We start from the raw sequence: 24811 nt of genomic DNA, 5'->3' as shown, positions 1-24811 counted from the left end.
TGCCGGTGCCCTGTCCCTTCGAGGGATAGGGTCAGCCTTCCGTCACAGCAGCCGGTCCAGCGCCCCTGCCGGCCCGACGCGGCGGCGGGCGGCATCGGTGGGTTCCGGCGGGTCGGGGGCGCGCGGCGGCAGCACCTGCGGCGGCGCCAGCTTGGCCTGCAGATGCCCGGTCGGGTCGGGGCGGTGCGGCGGGGCCGCAGGCTCGGCGGCGGCCGGCGGCACGGGCCGCGGCGGGGCGACAGGCTCGGTCATGGCGGGGCTCCTTTCTTCGGGGGTATCCGCGACGATGATGCCGGATCGGGGGCTGTCGGTCGCGCCGCGAATGGCTAAAATCCGCGGCAATGGCCCGGCTTTTCCGCCGCAGCGCCCCGGCGGCGCCACAGTCTGCGGCCAAGGCAGGGGGCGTCAGGGTTTGATAAGGGGTGTCGCCTCATGCGCGTGCTCGTGACCGGCAGTGCCGGGTTCATCGGCTTTCATCTCAGCCGCCTGCTGCTGGCCGAAGGCGCGGCGGTGCAGGGCTATGACGGGATGACCGACTATTACGACGTCGGCCTGAAACGGCGGCGCCACGCGATCCTGTCGGAAAACCCGCGCTTTGCCGCGGCCGAGGGGATGCTGGAGGATCAGCCCCGCCTCGACGCCGTGGTCGATGGCTTCGGCCCCGATGTGATCGTCCATCTCGCCGCGCAGGCGGGGGTGCGCTACTCCATCGACAACCCCCGCGCCTATCTGGATGCCAACATCATCGGCAGCTTTCACGTGATGGAGGCCGCGCGCCGCCACAAGGTGCGCCACCTGATGATGGCCTCGACCAGTTCGGTCTACGGCGCCAACACCGAGATGCCCTATGCCGAAGGCCACAAGGCCGACACGCCGATGTCCTTCTATGCCGCGACCAAGAAGGCGAACGAGGCGATGGGCCACGCCTGGGCGCATATCCACGACCTGCCGGTGACGATGTTCCGCTTCTTCACCGTCTACGGGCCCTGGGGCCGGCCCGACATGGCGCTGTTCAAGTTCACCCGCGCGATCCTGTCGGGCGAACCGATCGACGTCTACAACCACGGCGACATGTGGCGGGATTTCACCTATGTCGACGATCTGGTGCGCGGCATCCGGTTGCTGATGGATGCGGTGCCGGGGCAAGGGCCGGCCGTGGCGGGCGACAGCCTGTCGCCGGTGGCGCCGTTCCGGGTGGTCAACATCGGCAATTCCGACAAGGTGCGCCTGACCGACTTCGTGGACGCGATCGAGGATTGCTGCGGGCGCAAGGCCATCCGCAACCTGATGCCGATGCAGGCGGGCGACGTGCCTGCCACCTGGGCGGATGCCGGGCTGTTGCAGGCGCTGACCGGGTATCGCCCGCAGACCCCGTTCCGCGAAGGGGTGGCGCGCTTTGTGGAGTGGTATCGCGACTATCACGGGGTGTGACCCCGCTTGCCGCCGCCCCGCCGGCGGGGACCGTCGGCCGCGGGGGTTTTGCACCCCCGCACCCCCGCAGGATATTTCGGCAAGGTGAAAGGCGCACGGTCAGGCTGCGGCCACGGCCTTGCGCGGGCCAAGACGGTGCAGCCGGTCGAAGGCGCGGCGCAGGTGCGGGTCGAGCCGGGGGGCGAGCGAGGCCGGGAAGACCTGGCCCAGGCCCAGCACGGCGCCGACCGGATCGGCGCTGGTGGCGGCGGCGCGCAAGGGGGCGGCCAGCGGGTCGCGCACGTCGATGGGGTTGCCTTGCAGGTCGGTGCCCGAGACGTAGCGCATCCAGGCCGCCACGGCCAGCATCAGCCCGGGGCTGGGGCGCCCGGCGTCGAGGTTGGCGGCCAGCGTGCCGAGGATGCGCTGGGGCAGTTTCTGGCTGCCGTCCATCGCGATCTGCCAGGTGCGGTGGCGGATGGCGGGGTTGGCGTAGCGGTCGAACAGCCGGCTTGCATAGGCGGGCAGGTCCACGCCGGGCGGGGCGGACAGTGCGGGGATGATTTCCTGCGACCAGAGCCGGCGGACATAGGCGGCAAAGGCCGGGTCTGCGACGGTGTCGGCGATGGTCTGATGCCCGGCGAGATAGCCGAGATAGGCCAGTGCGGAATGGGTGCCGTTCAGCATGCGCAGCTTCATGTGTTCGAACGGGGCCACGTTCTGCACCAGCTGCGCGCCGGCCGCGGCGAGGTCGGGGCGGGCGCCGCCGACGAAATCGTCCTCGATCACCCATTGCCGGAAGGGTTCGTGCAGCACGGGCGCCGCGTCGTGCCGGCCGGCGAGCGCGGCCACGCGGGCGATATCTTCGGGGCGGGTGGCGGGCACGATGCGGTCGACCATCGTCGCGGGAAAGCGGCCCTGGTCCTCGATCCAGGCGGCAAGGCCGGGGTCGAGGCGCCGCGCGAGGTCGAGCACCACGCCGCGCACGATGCGGCCGTTGTCGGGCAGGTTGTCGCAGCAGAGCACCGTGAAGGGCGCAAGCCCCGCGGCCTGCCGCAACGCCAGCGCGCGCACCAGAAAGCCCGGCGCCGAGCAGGGCAGGGGCGCGGAAAGATCGTGCAGGATGTCGGGGTGGTCGGGGATCAGCCGCCCGGTGCTGGGTTCGTGGCAATAGCCCTTTTCGGTGACGGTCAGCGACACGATGCGGGTGCCGGGCGCGGCCAACGCATCGAGCACGGCTTGCGGGTCTTCGCGCGCGACCAGCACGCCTTGCACGATCTGGACATGGCGGGCCGCTTCGCCGCCGGGGCCCTGTTCCACCGCCAGGTAGGTGCCGCCCTGCGGCATCAGCCGGCCGCGCATGTCGGGCGATTGCAGCGACACCCCGAGGATGCCCCAGTCGCCGCCCGAGGCCGCGACCGCCTGTTCGACATAAACCGCCCCATGCGCGCGAAAGAAAGCGCCGAGGCCAAGGTGGACGATGCCGACCGGCAGCGGGGCGGCGGTGCGGGCAAGCCGGGGCAGGGTCATGGGGCGTTCCTTTTCAGCGGGCCAGCCAGCCGCCATCGACGTTCAGCACCGCGCCGTGGATGTAGGCCGCCGCCGGCGAGGCAAGAAACACCGCCGTGCCGGCGATATCCTCGGGCCGGCCCCAGCGCCCGGCGGGGATGCGTTCCAGGATGCTGCGGCTGCGGTCGGGGTCGGCGCGCAGGGCCTCGGTGTTGTTCGTCTCGATATAGCCCGGGGCGATGGCGTTGACGTTGATGCCGCGGGCCGCCCATTCGTTGGCCATCAGCTTGGTCAGCCCGGCGACCCCGTGCTTGGCGGCGGTATAGCTCGGCACCCGGATCCCGCCCTGGAACGACAGGAGCGAGGCGATGTTGACGATGCGCCCGCCGGTGCCGCGTGCCAGTGCTGCACGCGCGAAGGCCTGGCAGGTGAAGAACACCGCCTTGAGGTTGACATCCATCACCGCGTCCCAGTCGGCCTCGGAGAAATCCACCGCGTCGGCGCGGCGGATGATGCCGGCGTTGTTGACCAGGATGTCGATGCGCCGTGCCGCGAACACATCGCGCGCCGCCATCGGGTCGGCGAAGTCGAGCCGCAGCGCCTCTCCCCCTGTCAAGGCGGCGGTTTCGGTGCAATCCGACCGGCCGGCGGCGATGACATGCGCCCCGGCCTGCGCCATGCCAACGGCGATGGCCTGGCCGATGCCGGTATTGGCGCCGGTGACAAGGGCGGTCTGCCCGGCCAGCGAAAACGGGCTCATCGCAGGCTCTCCATCGGCACGGCGTCCACGTCGCGGTAATCCACGTTGTCGCCGGCCATCGCCCAGACGAAGCTGTAGCTGGCGGTGCCCGCGCCGCAATGGATCGACCAGGGCGGCGAGATGGCCACCTCCTCGTTGGCGATGACAAGGTGGCGGGTTTCCTGCGGTTCGCCCATCAGGTGCAGCACGCGCTGCGGCGCGGGCAGGTCGAAATACAGATAGGCCTCCATCCGGCGGTCGTGCAGGTGGGCGGGCATGGTGTTCCAGACCGAACCGCCGTGAAACTGCGTGTAGCCCAGCACCAGCTGGCACGAGGGCATCACCTCGGGGTGGATGAACTGGTTGATCGTGCGGTGGTTGGCGGTTTCGGGGGCGCCCAGCGTGAGCTTTTTCGCATCGGCCAGTTTCACCAGCCGGGCCGGGTGCGCGCGATGTGCCGGGCAGGAGGTGAGGTAGAACCGCCCCTGGCCGGCAAAGGTGACCGGCCCCGACCCCATCGGCAGATAGAGCACATCGCCCTTGTCGAGCGGCCATTCCGCGCCGGCCGCCGTGACCGTGCCGGGGCCGCCGACGTTGACCACGCCCATTTCGCGCCGGTCGAGCAGGCTGGCGGTCCCGGCCTCGCGCACATGGTCCAGCACCAGCGGGGCGGCGCCGGGCACGGCGGCCCCGACGATCATCCGGTCGTAATGGGTGTAGACCAGCCGGATTTCGCCGTCGCGGAACAGGCCCTGGGCCAGAAAGGCCGCGCGCAGGGCGGCGGTGTCCATGCCCTTCGCCTCGGCCGGCGAGACGGCGGGGCGGGTTTCAACAGTCAGCATCGGGCGGTCCTTTCATAGAAAATCGTCGCGGCGGGGGGTGAACCCGTCGATCAGCAGGCCGGGTTCCAGGCAGACGCAACCGTGCACCGCGCCCGAAGGCACCACGAAGGCATCGCCGGGCCCGACCTCGAAGCTGCGATCGGCGACGGTAAAGCGGAACCGCCCCGACACGACATAGGTCGATTGCACATGCGGGTGGTGGTGCAAGGCCCCTTCGGCACCCGCGGCGGTGAACCGGAAGGCCACGGTCATCAGCGCGGGGCTGTCGGCCAGCACCTGGCGGGTGCTGTGCGGGCCGGTGGCAACCACGGGCCAGCTCACCGGAACACCCCCGGCAGCCACAGCGACAGCGCGGGCACATAGGTCACCAGCATCAGCGTGGCAAAGGCGGCGCCGTAGAACGGCCAGATCGTGCGCATCGCATCCCACACCGAGATCCGCCCCACCGCGCAGCCCACGAACAGCACCGCCCCCACCGGCGGCGTGCAAAGCCCGATGCCGAGGTTCAGGATCAGGATGACCCCGAAATGCACCGGGTCCACCCCGAAGGCCGCCGCGACCGGCAGGAAGATCGGCGTGGTGATGACGATCAGCGGCGACATGTCCATGAAGGTGCCGAGGATCAGCAGGATCAGGTTGATGAGCAGCAGGATCAGGATGGGGTTGTCGGTCAGGCCCTGCATGGCGGCGACCATCGCGGTGGGCACCTTGAGAAACGCCAGCAGCCAGCCGAACGAGGCCGCGCAGCCGATCACCAAGAGCACCATCGCCGTGGTGCGCACCGCCGCGGCGACCGCCAGGGCGAATTGCTCACAGCTCATCGTGCGATAGACCGCCACGGTGACCAGCAAGGCATAGACCGCCGCGATGCAGCTCGATTCGCTGGCGGTGAACACGCCCGACCGCACCCCGCCGAAGATGATGAGAATGAGCAGCAAGCCCGGGATGGCGTTGATAAGCAGTCGCCCCAGCATGGCAAAGCCGGGGAAGGCCTCGGTCGGGTAGTTGCGCCTTTTGGCCACGAACCAGGCGGCCACCATCAGCGACACCGCCAGCAGCAGCCCCGGCAGGATGCCGGCGGTGAACAGGTCGGCAATCGACAGCCGCCCCCCGGCCGAGATCGAGTAGATGATCATGTTGTGCGACGGCGGGATCAGGAGCGCGATGATCGAGGAGACCACGGTGATGTTGACCCCGTAATCCACGCCATAGCCGCGCCGCTTCATTTCCGGGATGGTCAGCCCCCCGATGGCCGAGGCATCGGCCGCCGCCGAGCCCGAGATGCCGCCGAACAGCACCGAGGACGCGATGTTCACCTGCCCCAGCCCGCCGCGCATGTGCCCGATGGCCGCCCCCGCCACCGCAATCAGCCGGCGCGCGATGTCGCCGCGCACCATCAGTTCGCCGGCAAAGATGAAGAAGGGAATGGCCATCAGCGCAAACACCGACACGCCCGAGTTCAGCCGCTGGAACACCACCACCGGCGGCAGCCCCATGTAGGCGACGGTGGCAAAGCTGGCCACACCGAGGCAGAAGGCAACCGGCGTTCCGATGGCCAGCAGCAGCCCGAAGCTGCCGAACAGCACCCAGAGTTCCATCTCAGACCCCTTCCTCGGGCTGTTCGCCGAAGCGCGCGGTCGGCAACCCTGCCGCGCGCCGCGCCAGACGCTCCAGCGAGAACAGCACCATCAGCACCCCGCCGATCACCAGGGGCAGAAAGTCGAAGGCGCCCGAAATCCCCAGACTGGGCAGCTTCGTTCCGGCCGCGCCTTCGGCCAGTTGCCAGCCATACCAGACCATGCCGCCGCCGAAGGCCACCACCACCGCATCCGAAACCGAATGCAGCACCAGCCGCGCAGGCTGCGGCAACACCATCAGCAGCACGTCGAACGACAGGTGATATCCTTCGCGGATGCCCACCGCGGCACCCAGAAAGATGAACCATCCCATCAGGATCACCGCCCCCGGCTCGCTCCACATCAGCGACGAGTTCAGCACATAGCGCCAGACCACCTGCGCCGCGACGAAGGCGGTCATCAGCACCAGCCCCGCCCCCGCCAGCCACAGCGCCGCCGCCGCAACCCTGTCCATCACCGCGGCAACCCGCAGCATCAGCGCCTGCATGACGCGCCTCCCCCAGGCGCCCGCCTGCGGTCGCCTCATTTTCTGTCCGAAAATATCCCACGGGGGTCCGGGGGTGTGAAACCCCCGGTCCCGCCGGTTCAGCCTGTCACTCGGTCGCCTGGATTCGCTCCACCAGCGACTGCAGTTTCGGCGTGTTGGCGTGTTTCTGATAGACCGGCACCATCGCCTCGATGAACGGGGTCTTGTCGATCTGGTCGATGATCTGAACGCCGGCGGCGCGGACCTTTTCCTCCGACACCTTTTCGCGCGCGGCCCACAGCTCGCGGTTCACCGGGATGCTGTCCTTGGCGGCCTGGCGCACCAGCGCCTGATCCTCGGGGCTCAGCTTGTCCCAGCTGACTTTCGACATCACCAGCACTTCGGGCACGATCAGGTGCTGGTTCAGCGTGTAATAGCCCGCCACCTCGAAATGGCCCGAGGATTCGAAGGACGGCCAGTTGTTTTCCGCCCCGTCGATCACCCCGGTCTGGATGGCCGAATAGACCTCGCCGTAAGGCATCGGCGTGGCGTTGGCGCCCAGGGCCGTCATCATGTCGACGAACACGTCCGACTGCATGACGCGGATCTTCATGCCCTTGAGGTCGTCGATCGACGTGATCGGCTTCTGCCGGTTGTAGAAGCTGCGGCTGCCGCCGTCGTAATAGGCAAGGCCGACGAAGCCGTGCGGCTCGAACCCGGCGAGGATCTCATCGCCGATCGGGCCGTCCATCACGCGGTGCATGTGCGCCACATCGCGGAAGATGAAGGGCAGCGAGACGACCTTGGTTTCCTCGATCAGGTTGTTGAACGGCCCCATCGACACGCGGTTGAAGTCGATCACGCCGAACTTGGTCTGTTCGATGGTGTCCTTTTCCTGGCCGAGCTGGGCAGAGTGATAGACCTCGATGCACATCCGCCCGCCCGAGCGTTCCTTGAGCATCTCGCCCATGCGCTTGACCGCCTCGACCGTGGGGTAGCCGTCGGGATGGGTGTCCGAAGACTTGAAGGTCACTTCGCATTCCGCCATCGCCGCCCCGGCGAAGGCGACCGAGGCCAGCAGGGCCGCGGTGAGGGTTTTCATCATCGTCATCGGTCTTCCTCCCGTTGGTTGATCGTTCACAGTCGGTAGGCGCGTTTGGCCAGGCCAAAGGCCAGATCCTGCGCCAGGTCGTGGGCTTCGTCCATGTCCAGCCGCCCGCTGCCCACCAGGGTGGCCAGCCAGGCGCAATCCACCCGCCGGGCGACGTCGTGCCGGGCGGGAATCGAAAGATAGGCGCGGGTGTCGTCGTTGAAGCCGACGGTGTTGTAGAAGCCGGCGGTTTCGGTCGTCAGCTCGCGGAAGCGGCGCATGCCTTCGGGGCTGTCGTGGAACCACCAGGCCGGCCCCAGCTTCAGCGCCGGATAGACCCCGGCCAGAGGCGCAAGCTCGCGCGCATAGCTGCTTTCGTCGAGGGTAAAGACGATGACGGTCAGGTCGGGGCGCATGCCCACCGCATCCAGCAGCGGCTTGAGCGCGCGCACGTAATCGGTGCGGGTCGGAATGTCGAAGCCCTTGTCGCGGCCGAACATGGCCAGCACCGCGGCCGAATGGTTGCGGTGGCTGCCGGGGTGGATTTGCAGCACCAGCCCGTCATCCAGGCTCATCTTCGCCATTTCGGTCAGCATCTGGCCGCGGAAGGCATCGGCCTCGTCGGGGGTGCAGGCCCCGCGCAGGGCCTTGGCGAACAGGGCGGCGGCCTCGGGCTCGGGCAGGTTTTCCGTCCGCGCGGTGGGGTGGCCGTGGTCCGAGGAGGTGCATCCGAAGGACTTGAAGAACGCCCGCCGCGCGCGGTGCGCCTGCAGATAGCCCGCCCAGGTGCCGGTGTCGCAGCCGGTCAGGTCGCCCAAGGCGGCCACGTTGGCGGCAAAGCCGGGAAACTCGGGGTCCACCACCGCATCGGGGCGATAGGCCGGGATCACGCGGCCGTGCCAGCCCGAATCGCGGATCATCGCGTGCCAGCGCAGATCGTCCAGCGCGCCATCGGTGGTGGAAATCGCCGCGATGCCGAAACGGTCGTAAAGCGCGCGCGGGCGGAACTCGGGGCGTGACAGGCATTCGGCGATATGGTCGTAGTGGCGGTCGGCATTGGCGGGCGACAGGCGTTGTTCCAGCCCGAAGACAGTGGAGAACGCATGATCCAGCCACAGGCGCGAAGGCGTGCCGCGGAACAGGTGGTAGTGCTGCGCGAACAGGCGCCAGATCTTGCGCCCGTCGGTTTCGGTCGGGCCGCCATCGGCGCGCGGCACGCCCAGGTCGGTCAGTGCCACCCCTTGCGAACACAGCATGCGAAACACGTAGTGATCGGGTGTCACGAACAGTTGCGCCGGGTCGGGAAAGGCCGCGTCCTCGGCATACCAGCGCGGGTCGGTGTGACCGTGCGGGCTGAGGATGGGCAGGCCCGCCACACCGGCATGAAGCTCGCGCGCGAGGCTGCGCAGGCCCGGTTCGGTCGGGAACAGCCGGTCAGGATGAAGCAGGCCCACGAGGTCTTTCCTTTGCGCTGGCCCCGGGTCGGCCCCGGGAAAGGACTCGCTTTTTGCGGGTCGGATATACTAATATGCTAGTATGCACCTTGAGTCAACGAGAGCGCCGATGACACAGACTGCCGCCTTGCGCGTGATCGAGCCGCCGGGCCGCCCCTCGGTGGCCGATGCCGTGTTCGCCGAACTGCACCGCCAGATCCTGGCACTGGACCTGCCGCCGGGCACCCGGCTGTCCGAGGTGGATGTGGCCAAGGCGCTGGGCGTGTCGCGCCAGCCGGTGCGCGATGCGTTCTGGCGGCTGTCGAAGCTGGGGTTCCTGACGATCCGGCCGCAGCGCGCGACCACGGTGTCGAACATTTCCGAAGAAGCAGTGATGCAGGCGCGGTTCATCCGCTCGGCGATCGAGGCGGAAACCGTGCGGGTGTTCACCGAGCGCGCGACCGAGGCCGACATGGCGGCGCTGGAAGCGATTCTGGAGGCGCAGCGTGCAGCGGTGGCCGCGCAGGACCGCGCGCTGTTTCACGAACTGGACGACCGTTTTCACCGCGAAATCTGCGAGCGCGGCGGCAACGGCTTTGCCTGGGACATCATCCGCGAAAACAAGGCCCATATGGACCGGGTGCGGATGCTGTCGCTGTCGTTCGCGTCGCAGGCGGCGTTCGAGGACCATCTGCGGGTCATGGCGGCGATCCGCGCCCGCGAACCCGACCGGGCCATGCTGGAAATGCGCAGCCACCTGAGCCGCATCCGCAGCCAGATCCAGCGCATCCGCGCGGAAAACGCCGGTTATTTCGACCCGCTGCCCGACAGCCCCGGCGATTGACCCCGAAAATGCCTAGCGCCGCGGGAAAGAGGCGGCGCAAAAGCCGGCAGCGCCGCAGCCCAGCCACAGCGCACCCGATTGCACAAGACCGGCGCCCAGCCCATAGGCAGTAGCCCCCAGCAGGCTACCCGTGGCCGCGCCAAGAACGACGATCAAGGTCGACATTGCGAATCAGCCCCCGAGGGCCATGATAGGTCGGAGACTCGGGTTTCGGCCAGTCGGCAATTGCGCACCGGCGGCGAACCGCTCAGGCCGCATGGGCACCGGCGGCCAGCGCCTGCACGCTGGCCAGCACCTCGGCCACCGGGCGGCCCTCGCCGATCAGCTTGACGATGGCCGACCCCACGACACAGCCATCGGCCACGCTGGCGATCGCCCTGGCGGATTCGGGCGTGGTGATGCCGAAGCCCACGATGACCGGCAGGTCGGTCGATGCCTTGATGCGCGCCACTTCGGGCCCGACCTCGGCCGCCTGCGCCGCAGCGGTGCCGGTGATGCCGGTAACGGACACGTAATAGACAAAGCCGCTGGTGTTCTGCAGCACCTTGGGCAGGCGCCGCGCGTCGGTGGTGGGGGTGGCGAGGCGAATGAAGTTCAGCCCGGCGGCCTGGGCCGGCAGGCACAGTTCGGCGTCTTCCTCGGGCGGCAGGTCCACCACGATCAGGCCGTCGATGCCGGCCTCGCGCGCCTCGGCCAGAAAACGGGGCACGCCGCGGGAATAGATCGGGTTGTAATAGCCCATGAGCACGATGGGCGTGGTCTGATCTTCGGCGCGAAAGGCGCGCACCATCGCCAGCACCTTGTCCAGCGTCATGCCGGCTTCGAGCGCGCGCTGCCCGGCCAGCTGGATCGTCGGGCCATCGGCCATCGGGTCGGTAAAGGGCATGCCCAGTTCGATGATGTCCACCCCGGCGGCCGGCAGGCCGCGCATCACCGCCAGCGAGGTTTCCGCATCGGGATCGCCGCCCATGATGTAGGAGACGAAGGCCTTGCGGCCTTCGGCGCGCAGGCGGGCGAACGTGGCGTCGATACGGGTCATGGCGGCTTCTCCCTTTGGCGCAACCTGATGCGGCAGGCGGCGCCAAAAGGCAAGCGTGTCGCATGGCCCGGTGGCGGCGCATGGGCGGGGCATTTCCTGCCGCAGCGGGCGCCCGGTGGCCTTGGGCCGCTGCGCGCCCGACTCCCCGGCGGCGCTTGATCCGGCCCGGCCTTGCGCCTAGAAGCGGCGCATCGCAGGCACCGGAGGGCGGCATGGGTTTCAAGATGGGCATCGTCGGGTTGCCGAACGTGGGCAAGTCCACCCTGTTCAACGCGCTGACCCGCACCGCGGCGGCGCAGGCGGCGAACTTTCCGTTCTGCACCATCGAGCCGAACGTGGGCGAAGTCGCCGTGCCCGATGCGCGGCTGGAAACGCTGGCCGCCATTGCCGGATCGAAGCAGATCATCCCGACCCGGATGACCTTTGTCGATATCGCGGGCCTCGTGCGCGGCGCCAGCAAGGGCGAAGGCCTGGGCAACCAGTTCCTGGCCAATATCCGCGAATGCGATGCCATCGCCCATGTGCTGCGCTGCTTCGAGGACGGGGACATCACCCATGTCGAAGGCCGCATCGACCCCGTCGCCGATGCCGAGACCATCGAGACCGAGCTGATGCTGGCCGACCTCGATTCCGTCGAGCGGCGGCGGGCGAATCTCGCGCGCAAGCTCAAGGGCAACGACAAGGACGCCGCCGATCAGGACCGGCTGCTGGCCATGGCGCAAAAGGCGCTGGAAAACGGCCAGCCCGCCCGCACCGTCAAGGTGGCCGAGGACGACCAGCGCGCCTGGCGCCTGCTGCAACTGCTGACCGCCAAGCCGGTGCTTTACGTCTGCAACGTCGAGGAAGCCAGCGCCGCCACCGGCAACCGCCAGTCGGCGCGGGTGGCAGAGATGGCCGCGCGGCAGGGGGCGGCGACCGTGGTGATTTCGGCGAAGATCGAGGAAGAGCTGGCGCAGCTGCCCGCCGAGGAGGCGGCGATGTTCCTGGCCGAGATGGGGCTGGAGGAGCCCGGGCTCGACCGGCTGATCCGCGCGGGATACGCGCTGCTGGGCCTGCGCACCTATTTCACCGTGGGCCCCAAGGAGGCGCGCGCCTGGACCATTCAGGCCGGCATGCTGGCGCCGCAGGCCGCCGGGGTGATTCACGGCGATTTCGAAAAGGGCTTCATCCGCGCCGAGACCATCGCCTATGCCGACTATGTCGCCGGCAAGGGCGAAGCCGGCGCCAAGGAGGCCGGCAAGTTTCGCGTCGAGGGCAAGACCTACGAGGTGCAGGACGGCGATGTGCTGCACTTCCTGTTCTCGGGCTGATCTGTGGCGCCGCGGTAACGTTCGGGTGACAGTTCTGCCGCAGGCTGGTGCAACCGCGACCCGGCGCTGCTAGGGTTGCGGCCAAGGGTCTGTTTCGCCACGCGCAAGGCGGTTGGAGGGTGGCATGTGTCGCTGGGCGGCTTATCTTGGCACGCCGATCTTTCTGGAAGACATCGTTTCCAGCCCCGGGCATTCGCTGATCCGGCAAAGCCACTGCGCCAGCGAATGCAAGACGGCGATCAATGCCGACGGCTTCGGCATCGCCTGGTATGGCGACCGGCCCGAGCCCGGGCTTTACCGCGACGTGATGCCGGCCTGGTCGGACCCCAACCTGAAAAGCCTGGTGGCGCAGGTGCGCTCGGGCCTGTTTCTGGCGCATGTGCGCGCTTCGACCGGCACGGCAACCAGCCGCAACAACTGCCACCCGTTCACGGTGGGGCGCTGGTCCTTCATGCACAACGGGCAGGTCGGCGGTTACGAAGGGTTCCGCCGGCAGGCCGACATGATGATCCCCGATCACCTTTACCCGCACCGCAAGGGCGCCACCGACAGCGAGGCGCTGTTTCTGGTGGCGCTGGCCGAAGGGCTGGATGCCGACCCCTGCGGCGGCATGGCCCGCGCGGTGGCCCGGTTCGAGGCGCTGAGCCGCGAAAAGGGCTGCGCGCCGCATCTGCGCATGACGGCCGCGTTTTCCGACGGGCGGCGGCTTTACGCGGTGCGCTATGCCTCGGACGATGCGGCGCCGACGCTGTATCACCGCTGGTCGGTGTCGCGCGGGGGGCGGGCGGTGGTTTCGGAACCGCTGGAACAAGGCGAAGGCGGGTGGGAGCCGGTGCCGCCGGGCAGCTTCTGCATCTTCGATGGCGATGGCGTGACGGTGCGGCCCTTTGCCCCCGGCGCGATGGCGCAGGCGGCCTGAGCGGGGCGGCTACAGCAGGCCGAGCACGGCTTCGGCCGGGCGGCCCAGCACGGCACGCCCGCGGCAGATCAGGATCGGGCGTTCGATCCGTGCCGGGTTCTCGGCCAGATGCTGCAGGATCGCCGCATCGGCCATGTCGCGCGGCAGGTCGGGGGCGTCTTTCCAGCGCATCAGGGTCCGGGGCGGCAGGTTCAGCGCCTGCAACTCGGCCAGGGTCGGCGGGTCGGCCAGGTAAAGCCGCAGTTGCGGGTCCAGCCCGCGTGCGCGCAGCAGCGCCAGCGCCTTGCGCGAGGTGCCGCAGCGCGGGTTGTGCCACAGGATCACAGCCAGGCCCCGCGCCCCGTGCCGGTCAGCGCCGCCACACCGGCCAGACCCGCCGCCGACAGGTGCCGGTCGATGCCATGGGCGATGTCGGCCGCCAGCGACAGGCCCCGATAGACCAGCGCGGAATAAAGTTGCACCGCCGAGGCGCCGGCCCGCAGCTTTTCCAGCGCCTGTTCCACCGACCCCACGCCGCCCACCCCGATCAGCGGCAGGCGCCCGCCGGTCGCCTGCGACAGCAAGGCCAGAACCCGCGTGGACTTTTCGAACAATGGTTCGCCCGAAAGCCCGCCGGCTTCGCTGCGGCTTGCACTTTTCAGACCTTCGCGGGCCAGCGTGGTGTTGGTGGCGATGATCGCGTCGATCCCGGCCGCCTGCGCCACCTCCGCAATCGCCGCAATCTCGTCGGGCACCAGATCGGGCGCGATCTTCAGGAACACCGGGATCGGGCAGGGCAGGGCGGCGCGCGCCTCCATCACCCGGGACAAGAGCGCGGCAAGGGCGGCGGGCCCTTGCAGGTCGCGCAGCTTTTCGGTGTTGGGGGACGAGACATTGACGGTGGCGAAATCCGCGTGCGGCCCGCAGGCGGCCAGCACGGCGGCGAAATCGCCGGCGCGGTCGGCGCTGTCCTTGTTGGCGCCAAGGTTCAGGCCCACGGGCACCGGCCCGCGCCGGCGGGCTGCCAGCCGGGCCGCCACCGCGGCCGCGCCTTCGTTGTTGAAGCCGAAGCGGTTGATGACGGCGCGGTCTTCGGTCAGGCGGAACAGGCGCGGGCGCGGGTTGCCCGGTTGCGGGCGCGGGGTTGCCGCCCCCACCTCGACAAAGCCGAAGCCGGCGCGCACCAGCGGCGCCAGCGCGACCGCGTTCTTGTCATAGCCTGCGGCCAGCCCCACCGGGTTGGGCAGGCGCAGCCCCGCCAGCGTGCTTTCCAGCCGGGCCGAGGTGACGAGACCCGGCAAGGGCACCAGACCCAGCCGCAGCGCCTGCAGCGACAGGCCGTGCGCGGTTTCGGGGTCGATCCGGTGCAGGGCGGCAAGGCCCAGCCGTTCGACCGCGTTCACCACACACCTTCGGGAAAGATGTGGCCCGAAGCGCCCAGCGGCAGCGACTTGTCCCACAGCACATCCTCCAGCCGCAAGGGCCGGTAGAGATGCGGAAACAGCTGCCCCCCGCGCGAGGGTTCCCATCTCAGCGCCGATCCCAGGCGGTCTGCGTCCACCGCCAGCAGCACGAGGTCGCTTTCGGTCGCAAAATGTTTGGCGGCCGTTTCGGCCACCTGCGCGGCGGTGGAAAAGTGGATATAGCCGTCGGCCAGATCGACGGGCGCCCCCGCGGTTATTCCGGCGGCCTTGAACGCATCCCATTCGGGGCGGCGGAGGATCTTGTAAATCGGCATGCCGCTTTCCTGCCCCGGAAAGCCGCGGCGGTCAACCGGGCAAGCCGCGCAGCAGCAGCGAGGCGGCGATGGCCCACATCGTCAGGCCGATGCCGGCTTCCAGCACCACCCAGGCCCGCGGCCGGGCAAACAGCGGCGCCAGCAACCGGGCCCCGAAGCCCAGGGCAGAAAAGAACGACAGCGAGGCCAGCATCGCCGCCAACCCGAAGGCCAGCTGATGCGGCGCATATTGCGCCGAAACCGCCCCCAGCAGCACGACCGTATCCAGATAGACATGCGGATTGGCCCAGGTGAACAGCAGGCACAGCGCGATGGTGCGCCCCAGCGGCGGGCTGTCGCCGGGCGCCGGCATCAGCGAGGCGCCGCCGCGCCACGCCGCGCGCAGGCGCAAGGCGCCATAGACGGCAAGGAACGCCGCCCCGGCCCACAGCATCACCGGCCCGAGCCACGGCGCCGCCTGGATCAGGTGGCCAAAGCCCGTGACCCCGGCCGCGATCAGCAGCGCATCCGACAGGGCGCAGACGGCGACCACCGCCGCAACATGCGCCCGGCGCAGCCCCTGGCGCAGCACAAAGGCATTCTGCGCCCCGATGGCCGCGATCAGCCCCAAGGCCGTGCCGTAGCCTGCCAAAGCCGCCTGAAACATGCTTCGCATCCTTGCCCGATCCGCGGCTTGACTAGCCGGTGCAAGAGATTTAGCCAAGTTAAAGGATTTCCGCCTGGATCAGTTTCGCTAATGCTGGAGCCTGCTCACCTGCAAGCGCTGGCCGCCATTCACCGCCGCGGCAGCCTGGAGGCGGCAGCGGCGGTGCTGGGGGTTACGCCTTCGGCGGTATCGCAGCGGCTGAAGGCGCTGGAGGATCGGGTGGGCTGCCGGCTGATCCGCCGCGGCAGCCCTTGCAGCGCCACGCCGGCCGGGATGCGCCTGATCCGCCACCACGACGAAATCGCCGCGCTGGAGGCCGCGGTGGCCGAGGATCTGCGCATCGACCGCGCCGGGCCCGTCACCTTGCGGCTGGCCGTGAACGCCGATTCGCTGGCCACCTGGGTCGTTCCGGCGCTGGCGGCGGTGCCCGATGTGCTGTTCGACCTGGTGATCGACGATCAGGCCTACAGCCAGGAGTGGTTGAAGCGCGGCGAGGTGGCGGCGGCCGTCACCTCGCACCCCGGCCCGCTGCAAGGGTGCGATACGCTGCCGCTGGGCACGTTGCGCTATCATGCCACCGCATCGCCGGCCTTCGTGGCGCGCTGGCTGGCCGAGGGCATTTCGCCACAGACCCTGGCGCGCGCCCCGGCGCTGACGTTTTCCGACAAGGACGCGCTGCAGGCCGACTGGGTGCGGCAGGTCTGCGGGGCGCCGCTGGTGTTGCCCACGCATCGAATCGCGTCGAGCCACGGGTTTGTCGATGCGGCGCTGGCGGGGCTGGGCTGGGGCATGAACCCGGCGCCGCTGGTCGCGGGGCATCTGGCCGCAGGGCGGCTGGTGGACCTGGTGCCGGGGCGGGTGCTGGAGGTGCCGCTGTTCTGGCAATTCGCGCGGCTGGCAGCCCCGGTGCTGGCGCCGGTGACGCGGGCGATGCGCGCGGCGGCGGCTTCGGCCCTGGCTTAGCGTTGCAGCGATTCGAGGTGGGCGATCAGGTCGGCGATTTCGCGGCTGGTCAGAATCGGCATGCCGTCGGGCGCCTGGATCATGGTATCCTGCCGTTCGTACAACTGGCCGAACAGCGGCATCGGCGAGCCGTGCGATGCCAGAGGGTCGCGCCCGTCGATCCGCGTGACGACGCGCACGGTGGGAAACCGGCCGCCGTTCCCCGCGCTCAGGGCCGTCAGGTCGGTCGGGGCCAGGGTCAGCACGGCGGCCATCGGCCCGCGCCCGGTCGCCTCGATCCCGTGGCAGACGGCACAGTGCCGGCTGTAAAGCTCGGCCCCGCGCGCGGCATCCTGCGCCGCCAGGGGGTGCGGCAAAGCCAGGGCCAATCCGAGCATCCATCGCAGCATGGGACGTCTCCTTGCAGGTTCGGGTTGAAGCGTTGCCGGCATTCCTGCACCGGCACCATGATCTGCATCAGTCCGGTTGCCATTGCGTTACCGTGGTGTCATCGGGCCGTGGCAGGCGAGGGCTTGTCCGCGCGGCGCACCGGGTGCATCCTGCGCGATCATCTGATGGAAAGACCTGTGCCGTGACCGATGTGCTGACCCCGCCTGCCACCCCGCCCGAAAGCTTTACCGATGCGCGCGCCGCCGTGGCGCGGCTTGAGGCGCTGCATGCCGAGGCGACCGGATTCCTGCTGGCGCAATTCGCCGCCTGCCAGCGGCAGGGGCGCCCGCAAGGCCGGGTGCGCGCCTTTTACCCCGAGGTGCGGCTGACGGTGGACAGCTTCGACCGGACCGACAGCCGCCTGTCCTTTGGCCATGTGTCCGCACCCGGCACCTATGCCACCACGGTGACGCGGCCGGACCTGTTTCGCAACTACCTGGTGCAGCAACTGGACCTGCTGATCCGCAACCACGGCGTTGCGGTGCATGTCGGCCCTTCGGAAACGCCGATTCCGCTGCACTTTGCGGTGGCGGGCGGCGGCGAGGTGACGGTGCCGCAGGATGGCGTGCTGGATTTCACCTTGCGCGACGTGTTCGACGTGCCGGACCTGTCCACCACCAACGACGACATCGTCAACGGCGACCGGCTGACCAACCCCGACGGCTCGCTGCCGCTGGCACCCTTTACCGCGCAGCGGGTGGATTATTCGCTGGCCCGGTTGAGCCACTATACCGCGACCGACCCCGCGCATTTCCAGAACCACGTGCTGTTCACCAACTACCAGTTCTACGTGGACGAGTTCGAGGCCCGCGCCCGTGCGGCACTGACCGACCCGGCCAGCGGCTATACCGCCTTTGTCGGCCCCGGAAACCAGATCATCACCACCCCCGACGGCGAATTGCCGGGCCTGGCCAAGATGCCGCAGATGCCGGCCTATCACCTCAAGCGTGCCGACGGGCAGGGCATCACGCTGGTCAACATCGGGGTGGGCCCGTCGAACGCCAAGACTGCCACCGACCATATCGCGGTGTTGCGCCCGCATGCCTGGTTGATGGTCGGGCACTGCGCGGGCTTGCGCAACAGCCAGTCGCTGGGCGATTTCGTGCTGGCCCATGCCTATCTGCGCGAAGATCACGTGCTGGATGCCGACCTGCCCGTCTGGGTGCCGATTCCCGCCCTGGCCGAAATCCAGATCGCGCTGGAAGAAGCGGTGGCCGAAGTGACGCAGCTGAAAGGCTACGAGCTCAAGCGCATCATGCGCACCGGCACCGTGGCCACCATCGACAACCGCAACTGGGAACTGCGCGACCAGTCCGGCCCGGTGGCGCGCCTGAGCCAGAGCCGCGCCATCGCGCTGGACATGGAAAGCGCCACCATCGCCGCCAACGGGTTCCGGTTCCGGGTGCCTTATGGCACGCTGCTGTGCGTGTCGGACAAGCCCTTGCATGGCGAGCTGAAGTTGCCCGGCATGGCGACCGAGTTCTACCGCACGCAGGTGGGGCGGCACCTGGAAATCGGCATGCGCGCAATGGAACGCCTGCGCGACATGCCGCTAGGTCGCATTCACAGCCGCAAGCTCAGATCGTTCCACGAGACGGCATTTCTCTGACGCCGCGAAAAACCGCGCAAGGGCGGCATTTGGTACCTTTCGCCCTTGAAACGCGGCGCAAAACCTTGTGTAGCGCGGCGGTGGCCCGTCTAGGGGCAGCAACCGACCCCGGCGAACCGGGACAAAGAAAAGATAGGAAGATGTCATGTCGAAACCGATGACCAAGACCCAGCTGGTGGCCGCCGTCGCCGATGCCATGGGCGGCGACCGCAAGACCGCCGGCGCGGCGCTGGATGCCATCGCCGAAGTGATCGCCCGCGAAGTCGCCGCCGGCGGCGTGGTGACCCTGCCGGGCATCGGCAAGATCGCCTGCAAGGCCCGCCCCGAACGCCAGGTGCGCAACCCTGCCACCGGCGAGATGGTGACCAAACCCGCCGACAAGCAGGTCAAGATCGCAGTCGCCAAGGCGCTGAAAGACAGCGTCAACGCCTGATGCCTTGCGCCGCCCGGCCTCGGGACAGGGGCCGGGCGGTTGACTTTGCCCCTGCCGATACTTAACGTGTCAACTGGTTCCGGGAAGGGGTGCGCATGAATCTGGTCACCTTCACCGCCGATGGCCGCCAGCACTGGGGCGTGACCGCGCCCGGGGGGGTTGTGGCGCTGTCGGGCCGGTTCCCGCAGTGGCGCAGCCTGCGCGACGTGATCGCGGCCGGCGGTATCGCGCAGGTGCTGGAGACCGCGCAGGGCAAGGAGGCCTCGCACCCGGACGGCAGTTTCCGGTGGGACATTCCGGTGCCCGACCCCGAAAAGATCATCTGCGTCGGGGTGAACTTTCCCGACCGCAACGCCGAATACAAGGACGGGCAGGATGCCCCGCCCTTCATGTCGCTGTTTCCGCGGTTCGCGCGGTCGTTCACAGGGCATGGGCAACCGCTGATCCGGCCCCCGGAAAGCCCGCAACTGGATTACGAAGGCGAAATCGCCGTGGTCATCGGCAAGGGCGGGCGGCGCATTCCGCGGGCCGAGGCGCTGGGCCACATCGCCGCGCTGACGCTGTGCAACGAAGGCACCATCCGCGACTGGGTGCGCCATGCCAAGTTCAACGTCACCCAAGGCAAGAACTGGGACCGCTCCGGGGCGATGGGCCCATGGCTGGTGCCCTTCGCCGACCCCGCGCAGATCGAGGATATCGCGCTGGAAACCCGTGTGAACGGCGCGCTGCGCCAGTCCGACCGCACGGGGCGGATGCTGTTTCCGGTGGCCGAGCAGATCGCCTATATCTCGACCTTCACCACGCTGGTGCCCGGCGACATCATCGTGACCGGCACCCCCACCGGGGCCGGCGCGCGGGCCACCCCGCCCGTCTGGCTGAAGCCCGGCGATGTGGTCGAGGTGCGGGCGGCCGGCATCGGGGCACTGGTGAACGGGGTGGCCGACGAATGACCGAAGATCAGATCGCCGCGGCCGCCGCCGCGCTGGTGCAGGCGGAACGCATGGGGCGGCAGATCGGGCTTTTGTCCGTGGCGCATCCTGCCATCACGCTCGACGAAGCCTATGCCATCCAGGCGCAGGTGGTGGCGCAGAAACGCGCCGCCGGCGCCCGGCCAATCGGCTGGAAGATCGGGTTGACCAGCCGGGCGATGCAACAGGCGCTGGCGATCGACACGCCGGATTCGGGCGTTCTGCTGGACGACATGCTGTTTGCCGATGGGGCCACCGTGCCCGCAGGCCGCTTCATCCAGCCGCGGGTCGAGGCCGAGATCGCCTTCATCATGGCCGCCGCTCTGACAGGCGCCGACGTGACCCGCGATGCCGTGCTGGCCGCCACCGAAGCCGTCGCCCCGGCGCTGGAAATCCTCGACACCCGGATCCTGCGCGCCGACCCGGCCAGCGGCCAGCCCCGGCGCATCTTCGACACCGTGGCCGACAATGCGGCCAACGCCGGCATCGTTCTCGGCCCGCAGCGCCACGCTCCGCGCTCGCACGACCTGCGCTGGTGCGGGGCCATCGTGAAGCGCAATGGCGTGGTCGAGGAAACCGGCCTCGGCGCCGGGGTGCTGGACGATCCGGCCACCGGCATCGTCTGGCTGGTGCGCCGGCTGGCGCAGTATGGCCAGGGGCTGGCGGCAGGCGACATCGTGCTGTCGGGCAGCTTCATCCGCCCGGTCGAATGCCCGCCCGGCACCCGCATCGAGGCCGATTTCGGCCGCTTCGGCGCGGTTTCGATCCGCTTTGCCTGAGCCTCTGGCCCTTGCCGCGCCCTTGCGCTAGGCAGGCCGGGCGAACAGGGGGAACAGCATGGACATCCGCGCGATCCTGATGGGGCTGGCCTTTGCGCTGATGTGGTCTTCGGCCTTCACCTCGGCACGGATGATCGTGCTCGATGCCCCGCCCCTCACGGCACTGGCGCTGCGCTTTTTGCTGTCGGGGGGCATCGGTGTGGGGCTCGCGCTGGCGCTGGGGCAAAGCTGGCGGCTCAGCCCGGCGCAATGGCGCGCCACGGCGATCTTCGGCGTGATGCAGAACGCGGCCTACCTCGGGCTCAACTTCATCGCCATGCAGCGGGTCGAAGCGTCGGTGGCCGCAATCATCGCCTCCTCCATGCCGCTGATGGTGGCGGCAGCCGGGTGGCTGGTGTTCCGCGACCGGCTGCGCCCGCTGGCCATTGCCGGCCTTGCGGCCGGCTTCGGCGGTGTGCTGCTCATCATGGGCGCGCGGTTGAGCGGCGGGGTCGACCCGACCGGGATCGCGCTTTGCGTGGCCGGGGCGGTGGCGCTGACGGTGGCCACCCTGTCGGTGCGTGGCGCCTCGGGGGCGCAAGGCAACCTGCTGATGGTGGTGGGCCTGCAGATGCTGGTGGGCGCTGCGGTGCTGGGCGTGCTGGCGTTGGCCTTCGAAACCTGGGCGGTGAACTGGTCGCCCCGCCTGATCGGCGCGTTCCTCTATACCACGCTGGTGCCGGGCCTGCTGGCCACCTGGGTCTGGTTCGCGCTGGTTGCGCGCATCGGCGCGGTCAAGGGGGCAGCCTTCCACTTTCTCAACCCCTTCTTCGGGGTCGCCATCGCGGCCGTGCTGCTGGGCGAACGTCTGGGGCCGGCCGACCTGGTCGGCGTAGCCATCATCGCAGCCGGCATCCTCGCGGTGCAACTTTCGCGCGCTGCCGCCCCGCGCTGATCATTTTCTGTCCGAAAATATCCACGGGGTTTCCAAAGGGGGGCGTGCCCCCCTTTGGGCAGGGGGTGCGGGGGGCGGCAGCCCCCCGCTTCTCCGCTCAGTTCAGGCCCTTCAGCACATCGCCCAGCTTGCCGATCAACTCGTCGATCTGCGCTTTCGAGATGATCAGCGGCGGGCTCATGGCAATGATGTCGCCCGTGGTGCGGATCAGGATGCCTTTCTCGTAGGCATTGAGGAAGGCGGTAAAGGCCCGCTTGGTCGGCTCGCCGGCAATCGGCTCCAGTTCCACGGCGCCGATCAGGCCCATGTTGCGGATGTCGATCACATGCGGCAGGCCCTTCAGGCTGTGGAGGGCATCCTGCCAATAGGGGGCCAGTTCGGCCGCTCGCTCGAACAGCCCTTCTTCCTTGTAGGTCTCCAGCGTGGCGATGCCGGCGGCGCTGGCGATCGGGTTGCCCGAATAGGTATAGCCGTGGAACAGCTCGATCATGTGCTCGGGGCCCTGCATGAAGGCATCGTGCACCTCGGCGGTGGTCAGCACCGCCCCCATCGGGATCACGCCGTTGGTCAGGCCCTTGGCGGTGGTCATCATGTCGGGCAGCACGTCGAAGTGCTGTGCGGCAAAGGCGCTGCCAAGCCGGCCGAAGCCGGTGATGACCTCGTCGAAGATCAGGAGGATGCCGTGCTTTTTGGTGATCGCGCGCAGCTTTTCCAGATACCCCTTCGGTGGCATCAGCACGCCGGTGGACCCCGCCATCGGTTCGACGATCACCGCGGCAATGGTCTCGGCTCCGTGCAGGGCAACGATGCGCTCCAGGTCGTCGGCCAGGTGCGCGCCGTGTTCGGGCTGGCCCTTGGTAAAGGCGTTCAGCTGCGGCAGGTGAGTATGGGGCAGATGGTCCACCCCCGCCAGCAGCGTGCCGAAGAACTTGCGGTTGTTCACGATGCCGCCGACCGAGATGCCGCCGAAGTTGACGCCGTGATACCCGCGTTCGCGTCCGATCAGCCGGGTCCGGGTGCCTTCGCCGCGCGCGCGATGATAGGCGATGGCCAGCTTCAGCGCGGTTTCCACCGACTCGGATCCCGAGTTGGTGTAAAAGACGTGTTCCATGCCCTTGGGCGCGATGTCGATGACCCGGTTCGCCAGTTCGAAGGCAATCGGGTGGCCCATCTGGAAGGCGGGGGCATAGTCCAGCTCGGCCGCCTGCTTCTGGATCGCCTCGACGATCTTCGGGCGGCAGTGGCCAGCGTTGCAGCACCACAGGCCCGCGGTGCCGTCCAGCACCTGCCGGCCGTCGCTGGTGGTGTAATGCATGTCCTTGGCCGCCACGAACATGCGCGGGGCTTTCTTGAACTGCCGGTTCGCCGTGAACGGCATCCAGAACGCGTTGAGATCGTTCGGGGTCTGCTTGCGGTCGAGCGCCATGATTCCCTCCTGCGGCCGGGGGGCGCCCCCGCTCGGCCCGTTGTCTGACCAGTTGGTCAGGCAAGAGCCTAGCAGAGGGTCACGGGCATCTCAAGCTCAGCGCCGGTTCAACCTGTCGAGCCGCGCGCGCACCGAAAGCCCGTGCGCCGACAGCGATTCCGAGATCGCCAGCCGTTCCGCCGCCGGCCCGATGGCGGCCAGCGCCTCGGGCGTCATGCGCGCGAGCGTCGTGCGTTTCAGGAAATCCAGCACCGACAACCCGCTGGAAAACCGCGCCGACCGCGCGGTGGGCAGCACATGGTTCGGACCGCCGACATAGTCGCCGATCGCCTCGGGCGTCCAGGCGCCGAGGAAGATGGCGCCGGCATGGGTGATGCGGGCCGCCAGGTCCTCGGGGTCGGCAACGCACAGCTCCAGATGTTCGGGCGCGATGCGGTTGGAAAGCGCCGCCGCTTCGGCAAGGTCGCGGGTCACGATCACGGCGCCATAGTCGCGCCAGCTGGCCCCGGCAATGGCCGCGCGTGGCAGGGTTTCCAGCCGCCGTTCCACCGCCGCCGCCACTGCCGCACCAAAGGCGGCGTCGGGGGTGATCAGGATGGACTGTGCGCTTTCGTCATGCTCGGCCTGGCTCAGCAGGTCGAGCGCGATCCAGTCGGGGTCGTTGTCGCCATCGGCGATGACAAGGATTTCCGAGGGCCCGGCGATCATGTCGATGCCGACCTTGCCGAACACCCGCCGCTTGGCTGCGGCAACATAGGCGTTGCCCGGGCCGGTGATCTTGTCCACCGGGGCGATGCTGGCGGTGCCATAGGCCATGGCGGCAATCGCCTGTGCCCCGCCGATGCGGTAGATGGTATCCACCCCCGCGAGCCGCGCGGCCAGCAGAACCAGCGGGTTGACCACGCCGCCCGGCGTGGGGCAGGCGATGACCAGCCGTTCCACCCCCGCCACCTTGGCCGGAATGGCGTTCATCAGCACCGAGGACGGGTAACTGGCCAGGCCCCCCGGAACATACAGGCCGGCGGCCGAAACCGGCCCCCAGCGCCAGCCGAGGCCTGCCCCGGTTTCATCGGTCCAGCGGGCATCCTCGGGCAGCTGGCGCGCGTGGTAGGCGCGGATCCGCGCGGCGGCCAGCTCCAGCGCAGCACGGTCGGCCGGGGCGACCGAGGCGCAGGCGGCGTCGATTTCGTCGGCGCCGAAGGACAGGGTTTCGGGGGTCAGGTCGAGCCGGTCGAAGCGTGCGGTCAGCTCGATCACCGCGGCGTCGCCGCGGGTGCGGACATCGGCGATGATCGCAGCCACGGCGGCGTCGACATCGGGGGAATCTTCGCGCTTCATCGACAAGAGCGCGTCGAGGCGGGCGGCGAAATCGGGGTCGGTGGTGGCAAGATGCTGCGGCATGGGGGGCTCCGGGTTCGACGCGGGGTAACGGCTGGGGCCGCGAGGTGCAAGGGGCAACCGGGGTTCGGGGGGGGGGGGGGGGGGGCGCGGGCCCCGGGGGGGGGGGGGGCCCCCCCCCCCCCCACCCCCCGCGCATGGGGGCGGCGCCCGCCCCCTTGCGCAACCCCCTCGCGGTCCGCGCCTCCCCCCGAAAGGTCATCCGTGCAGGCGCTGCACCATTTCGGCCAGGTCGCGCGACAGGGCCGGTGCCGCCAGAATGCGGCCCAGT

Annotated in this window: 28 protein-coding genes; 10 read left to right on the top strand and 18 right to left on the bottom strand. The window is 69.1% G+C overall.

The window, feature by feature from the left end; genetic code table 11:
- Positions 1 to 42 precede the first annotated feature (42 nt).
- Entirely contained in the window at positions 43 to 252 is a 210-nt protein-coding gene (locus ACK4S2_RS10635) for a hypothetical protein (RefSeq protein ID WP_409623868.1), read from the bottom strand.
- Positions 253 to 432: 180 nt separating this feature from the next.
- Between ACK4S2_RS10635 and ACK4S2_RS10630 the strand changes: the two genes are divergently transcribed.
- Complete coding sequence (locus tag ACK4S2_RS10630) at positions 433 to 1431, top strand: NAD-dependent epimerase/dehydratase family protein (protein ID WP_409623866.1); 999 nt, start codon at positions 433 to 435, stop codon at positions 1429 to 1431.
- 99 nt (positions 1432 to 1530) lie between these two features.
- Here ACK4S2_RS10630 and ACK4S2_RS10625 read toward each other — a convergent pair whose 3' ends face one another.
- The 8 genes from ACK4S2_RS10625 to uxaC all read right to left on the bottom strand — a co-directional run bounded on the left by ACK4S2_RS10625 (position 1531) and on the right by uxaC (position 9147).
- Positions 1531 to 2940, bottom strand: coding sequence for a mannitol dehydrogenase family protein (locus ACK4S2_RS10625; RefSeq protein ID WP_409623864.1), 1410 nt, complete (start codon positions 2938 to 2940; stop codon positions 1531 to 1533).
- Positions 2941 to 2953: 13 nt separating this feature from the next.
- Positions 2954 to 3679, bottom strand: a complete 726-nt coding sequence (kduD, locus tag ACK4S2_RS10620) for a 2-dehydro-3-deoxy-D-gluconate 5-dehydrogenase KduD (RefSeq protein WP_409623862.1) — start codon at positions 3677 to 3679, stop codon at positions 2954 to 2956.
- Entirely contained in the window at positions 3676 to 4500 is an 825-nt protein-coding gene (kduI, locus tag ACK4S2_RS10615) for a 5-dehydro-4-deoxy-D-glucuronate isomerase (RefSeq protein ID WP_409623860.1), read from the bottom strand. The genes kduD and kduI overlap by 4 nt, the downstream gene beginning before the upstream one ends.
- Before the next feature lie 12 nt (positions 4501 to 4512).
- Positions 4513 to 4821: a cupin domain-containing protein gene (locus ACK4S2_RS10610; RefSeq protein WP_409623858.1), complete on the bottom strand. Its 309-nt coding sequence runs from the start codon at positions 4819 to 4821 to the stop codon at positions 4513 to 4515.
- Complete coding sequence (locus tag ACK4S2_RS10605; protein WP_409623856.1) at positions 4818 to 6098, bottom strand: TRAP transporter large permease; 1281 nt, start codon at positions 6096 to 6098, stop codon at positions 4818 to 4820. Before ACK4S2_RS10605 ends, ACK4S2_RS10610 begins: the two co-directional genes overlap by 4 nt.
- A gap of 1 nt (position 6099) precedes the next feature.
- The gene (locus ACK4S2_RS10600) at positions 6100 to 6624 is read right to left on the bottom strand and encodes a TRAP transporter small permease (protein WP_409623854.1); all 525 of its coding nucleotides are present in this window, start codon (positions 6622 to 6624) and stop codon (positions 6100 to 6102) included.
- A gap of 106 nt (positions 6625 to 6730) precedes the next feature.
- Positions 6731 to 7708 carry a TRAP transporter substrate-binding protein gene (locus ACK4S2_RS10595; protein WP_409623881.1) on the bottom strand — a complete coding sequence of 326 codons (978 nt, stop codon included), beginning with the start codon at positions 7706 to 7708 and terminating at the stop codon, positions 6731 to 6733.
- A 32-nt stretch (positions 7709 to 7740) separates the two neighbouring features.
- Complete coding sequence (gene uxaC / locus ACK4S2_RS10590) at positions 7741 to 9147, bottom strand: glucuronate isomerase (RefSeq protein WP_409623852.1); 1407 nt, start codon at positions 9145 to 9147, stop codon at positions 7741 to 7743.
- A 109-nt stretch (positions 9148 to 9256) separates the two neighbouring features.
- Here uxaC and ACK4S2_RS10585 point away from each other — a divergent pair, with 109 nt between their 5' ends.
- Entirely contained in the window at positions 9257 to 9970 is a 714-nt protein-coding gene (locus tag ACK4S2_RS10585) for a GntR family transcriptional regulator (protein ID WP_409623850.1), read from the top strand.
- Between the two features lie 12 nt (positions 9971 to 9982).
- On the opposite strand, the gene ACK4S2_RS10580 is transcribed toward ACK4S2_RS10585, so the two are convergent.
- Together ACK4S2_RS10580 and trpA are read right to left on the bottom strand one after the other, a co-directional pair.
- Positions 9983 to 10135, bottom strand: coding sequence for a hypothetical protein (locus ACK4S2_RS10580; RefSeq protein ID WP_409623848.1), 153 nt, complete (start codon positions 10133 to 10135; stop codon positions 9983 to 9985).
- 82 nt (positions 10136 to 10217) lie between these two features.
- The gene (gene trpA / locus ACK4S2_RS10575; RefSeq protein ID WP_409623846.1) at positions 10218 to 11009 is read right to left on the bottom strand and encodes a tryptophan synthase subunit alpha; all 792 of its coding nucleotides are present in this window, start codon (positions 11007 to 11009) and stop codon (positions 10218 to 10220) included.
- A 212-nt stretch (positions 11010 to 11221) separates the two neighbouring features.
- Between trpA and ychF the strand changes: the two genes are divergently transcribed.
- Together ychF and ACK4S2_RS10565 are read left to right on the top strand one after the other, a co-directional pair.
- Positions 11222 to 12319, top strand: coding sequence for a redox-regulated ATPase YchF (gene ychF, locus ACK4S2_RS10570; protein ID WP_409623844.1), 1098 nt, complete (start codon positions 11222 to 11224; stop codon positions 12317 to 12319).
- Positions 12320 to 12443: 124 nt separating this feature from the next.
- Complete coding sequence (locus ACK4S2_RS10565) at positions 12444 to 13238, top strand: class II glutamine amidotransferase (RefSeq protein ID WP_409623842.1); 795 nt, start codon at positions 12444 to 12446, stop codon at positions 13236 to 13238.
- 9 nt (positions 13239 to 13247) lie between these two features.
- Here the strand turns inward: ACK4S2_RS10565 and ACK4S2_RS10560 are convergent, their stop codons facing one another.
- The 4 genes from ACK4S2_RS10560 to ACK4S2_RS10545 are packed head-to-tail and all read right to left on the bottom strand — an operon-like array spanning position 13248 to position 15601.
- The gene (locus tag ACK4S2_RS10560) at positions 13248 to 13562 is read right to left on the bottom strand and encodes an ArsC/Spx/MgsR family protein (protein ID WP_409623840.1); all 315 of its coding nucleotides are present in this window, start codon (positions 13560 to 13562) and stop codon (positions 13248 to 13250) included.
- On the bottom strand, positions 13559 to 14620 hold the full coding sequence (locus ACK4S2_RS10555) for a quinone-dependent dihydroorotate dehydrogenase (protein ID WP_409623838.1): 1062 nt from the start codon (positions 14618 to 14620) through the stop codon (positions 13559 to 13561). The genes ACK4S2_RS10560 and ACK4S2_RS10555 overlap by 4 nt, the downstream gene beginning before the upstream one ends.
- On the bottom strand, positions 14617 to 14955 hold the full coding sequence (locus ACK4S2_RS10550; protein WP_409623836.1) for a DUF952 domain-containing protein: 339 nt from the start codon (positions 14953 to 14955) through the stop codon (positions 14617 to 14619). Before ACK4S2_RS10550 ends, ACK4S2_RS10555 begins: the two co-directional genes overlap by 4 nt.
- Positions 14956 to 14986: 31 nt before the next feature.
- On the bottom strand, positions 14987 to 15601 hold the full coding sequence (locus ACK4S2_RS10545) for a LysE/ArgO family amino acid transporter (protein WP_409623834.1): 615 nt from the start codon (positions 15599 to 15601) through the stop codon (positions 14987 to 14989).
- Between the two features lie 90 nt (positions 15602 to 15691).
- On the opposite strand from ACK4S2_RS10545, the gene ACK4S2_RS10540 reads away from it, so the two are divergent.
- Positions 15692 to 16564: a LysR family transcriptional regulator ArgP gene (locus tag ACK4S2_RS10540; RefSeq protein WP_409623832.1), complete on the top strand. Its 873-nt coding sequence runs from the start codon at positions 15692 to 15694 to the stop codon at positions 16562 to 16564.
- Here ACK4S2_RS10540 and ACK4S2_RS10535 read toward each other — a convergent pair.
- On the bottom strand, positions 16561 to 16953 hold the full coding sequence (locus tag ACK4S2_RS10535) for a c-type cytochrome (RefSeq protein WP_409623831.1): 393 nt from the start codon (positions 16951 to 16953) through the stop codon (positions 16561 to 16563). The two genes, ACK4S2_RS10540 and ACK4S2_RS10535, sit on opposite strands and share 4 nt — an antisense overlap.
- A 182-nt stretch (positions 16954 to 17135) precedes the next feature.
- On the opposite strand from ACK4S2_RS10535, the gene ACK4S2_RS10530 reads away from it, so the two are divergent.
- From ACK4S2_RS10530 to ACK4S2_RS10510, 5 genes are all read left to right on the top strand, one after another.
- A complete protein-coding gene (locus ACK4S2_RS10530) occupies positions 17136 to 18602 on the top strand; it encodes an AMP nucleosidase (protein WP_409623829.1) in 1467 nt (488 codons plus the stop codon).
- Between the two features lie 145 nt (positions 18603 to 18747).
- Positions 18748 to 19035 (top strand): HU family DNA-binding protein, encoded by a 288-nt coding sequence (locus tag ACK4S2_RS10525; protein ID WP_409623827.1) that lies wholly within the window; start codon positions 18748 to 18750, stop codon positions 19033 to 19035.
- Between the two features lie 95 nt (positions 19036 to 19130).
- Positions 19131 to 19985 carry a fumarylacetoacetate hydrolase family protein gene (locus tag ACK4S2_RS10520; protein WP_409623825.1) on the top strand — a complete coding sequence of 285 codons (855 nt, stop codon included), beginning with the start codon at positions 19131 to 19133 and terminating at the stop codon, positions 19983 to 19985.
- The gene (hpaH, locus tag ACK4S2_RS10515) at positions 19982 to 20782 is read left to right on the top strand and encodes a 2-oxo-hept-4-ene-1,7-dioate hydratase (protein ID WP_409623823.1); all 801 of its coding nucleotides are present in this window, start codon (positions 19982 to 19984) and stop codon (positions 20780 to 20782) included. Before ACK4S2_RS10520 ends, hpaH begins: the two co-directional genes overlap by 4 nt.
- A gap of 58 nt (positions 20783 to 20840) precedes the next feature.
- A complete protein-coding gene (locus tag ACK4S2_RS10510) occupies positions 20841 to 21716 on the top strand; it encodes a DMT family transporter (protein WP_409623821.1) in 876 nt (291 codons plus the stop codon).
- A gap of 97 nt (positions 21717 to 21813) precedes the next feature.
- Here ACK4S2_RS10510 and ACK4S2_RS10505 read toward each other — a convergent pair whose 3' ends face one another.
- Positions 21814 to 23142, bottom strand: a complete 1329-nt coding sequence (locus ACK4S2_RS10505; RefSeq protein ID WP_409623819.1) for an aspartate aminotransferase family protein — start codon at positions 23140 to 23142, stop codon at positions 21814 to 21816.
- Between the two features lie 96 nt (positions 23143 to 23238).
- Positions 23239 to 24543, bottom strand: coding sequence for a histidinol dehydrogenase (hisD, locus tag ACK4S2_RS10500; protein WP_409623817.1), 1305 nt, complete (start codon positions 24541 to 24543; stop codon positions 23239 to 23241).
- Between the last annotated feature and the right edge of the window lie 268 nt (positions 24544 to 24811).

This window comes from Gemmobacter sp. (genome assembly GCF_046292685.1).
GTDB lineage: Bacteria > Pseudomonadota > Alphaproteobacteria > Rhodobacterales > Rhodobacteraceae > Wagnerdoeblera.
Note: the sequence above shows the minus strand (reverse complement) of the source record. Positions and strands in the feature narration are given on the sequence as shown.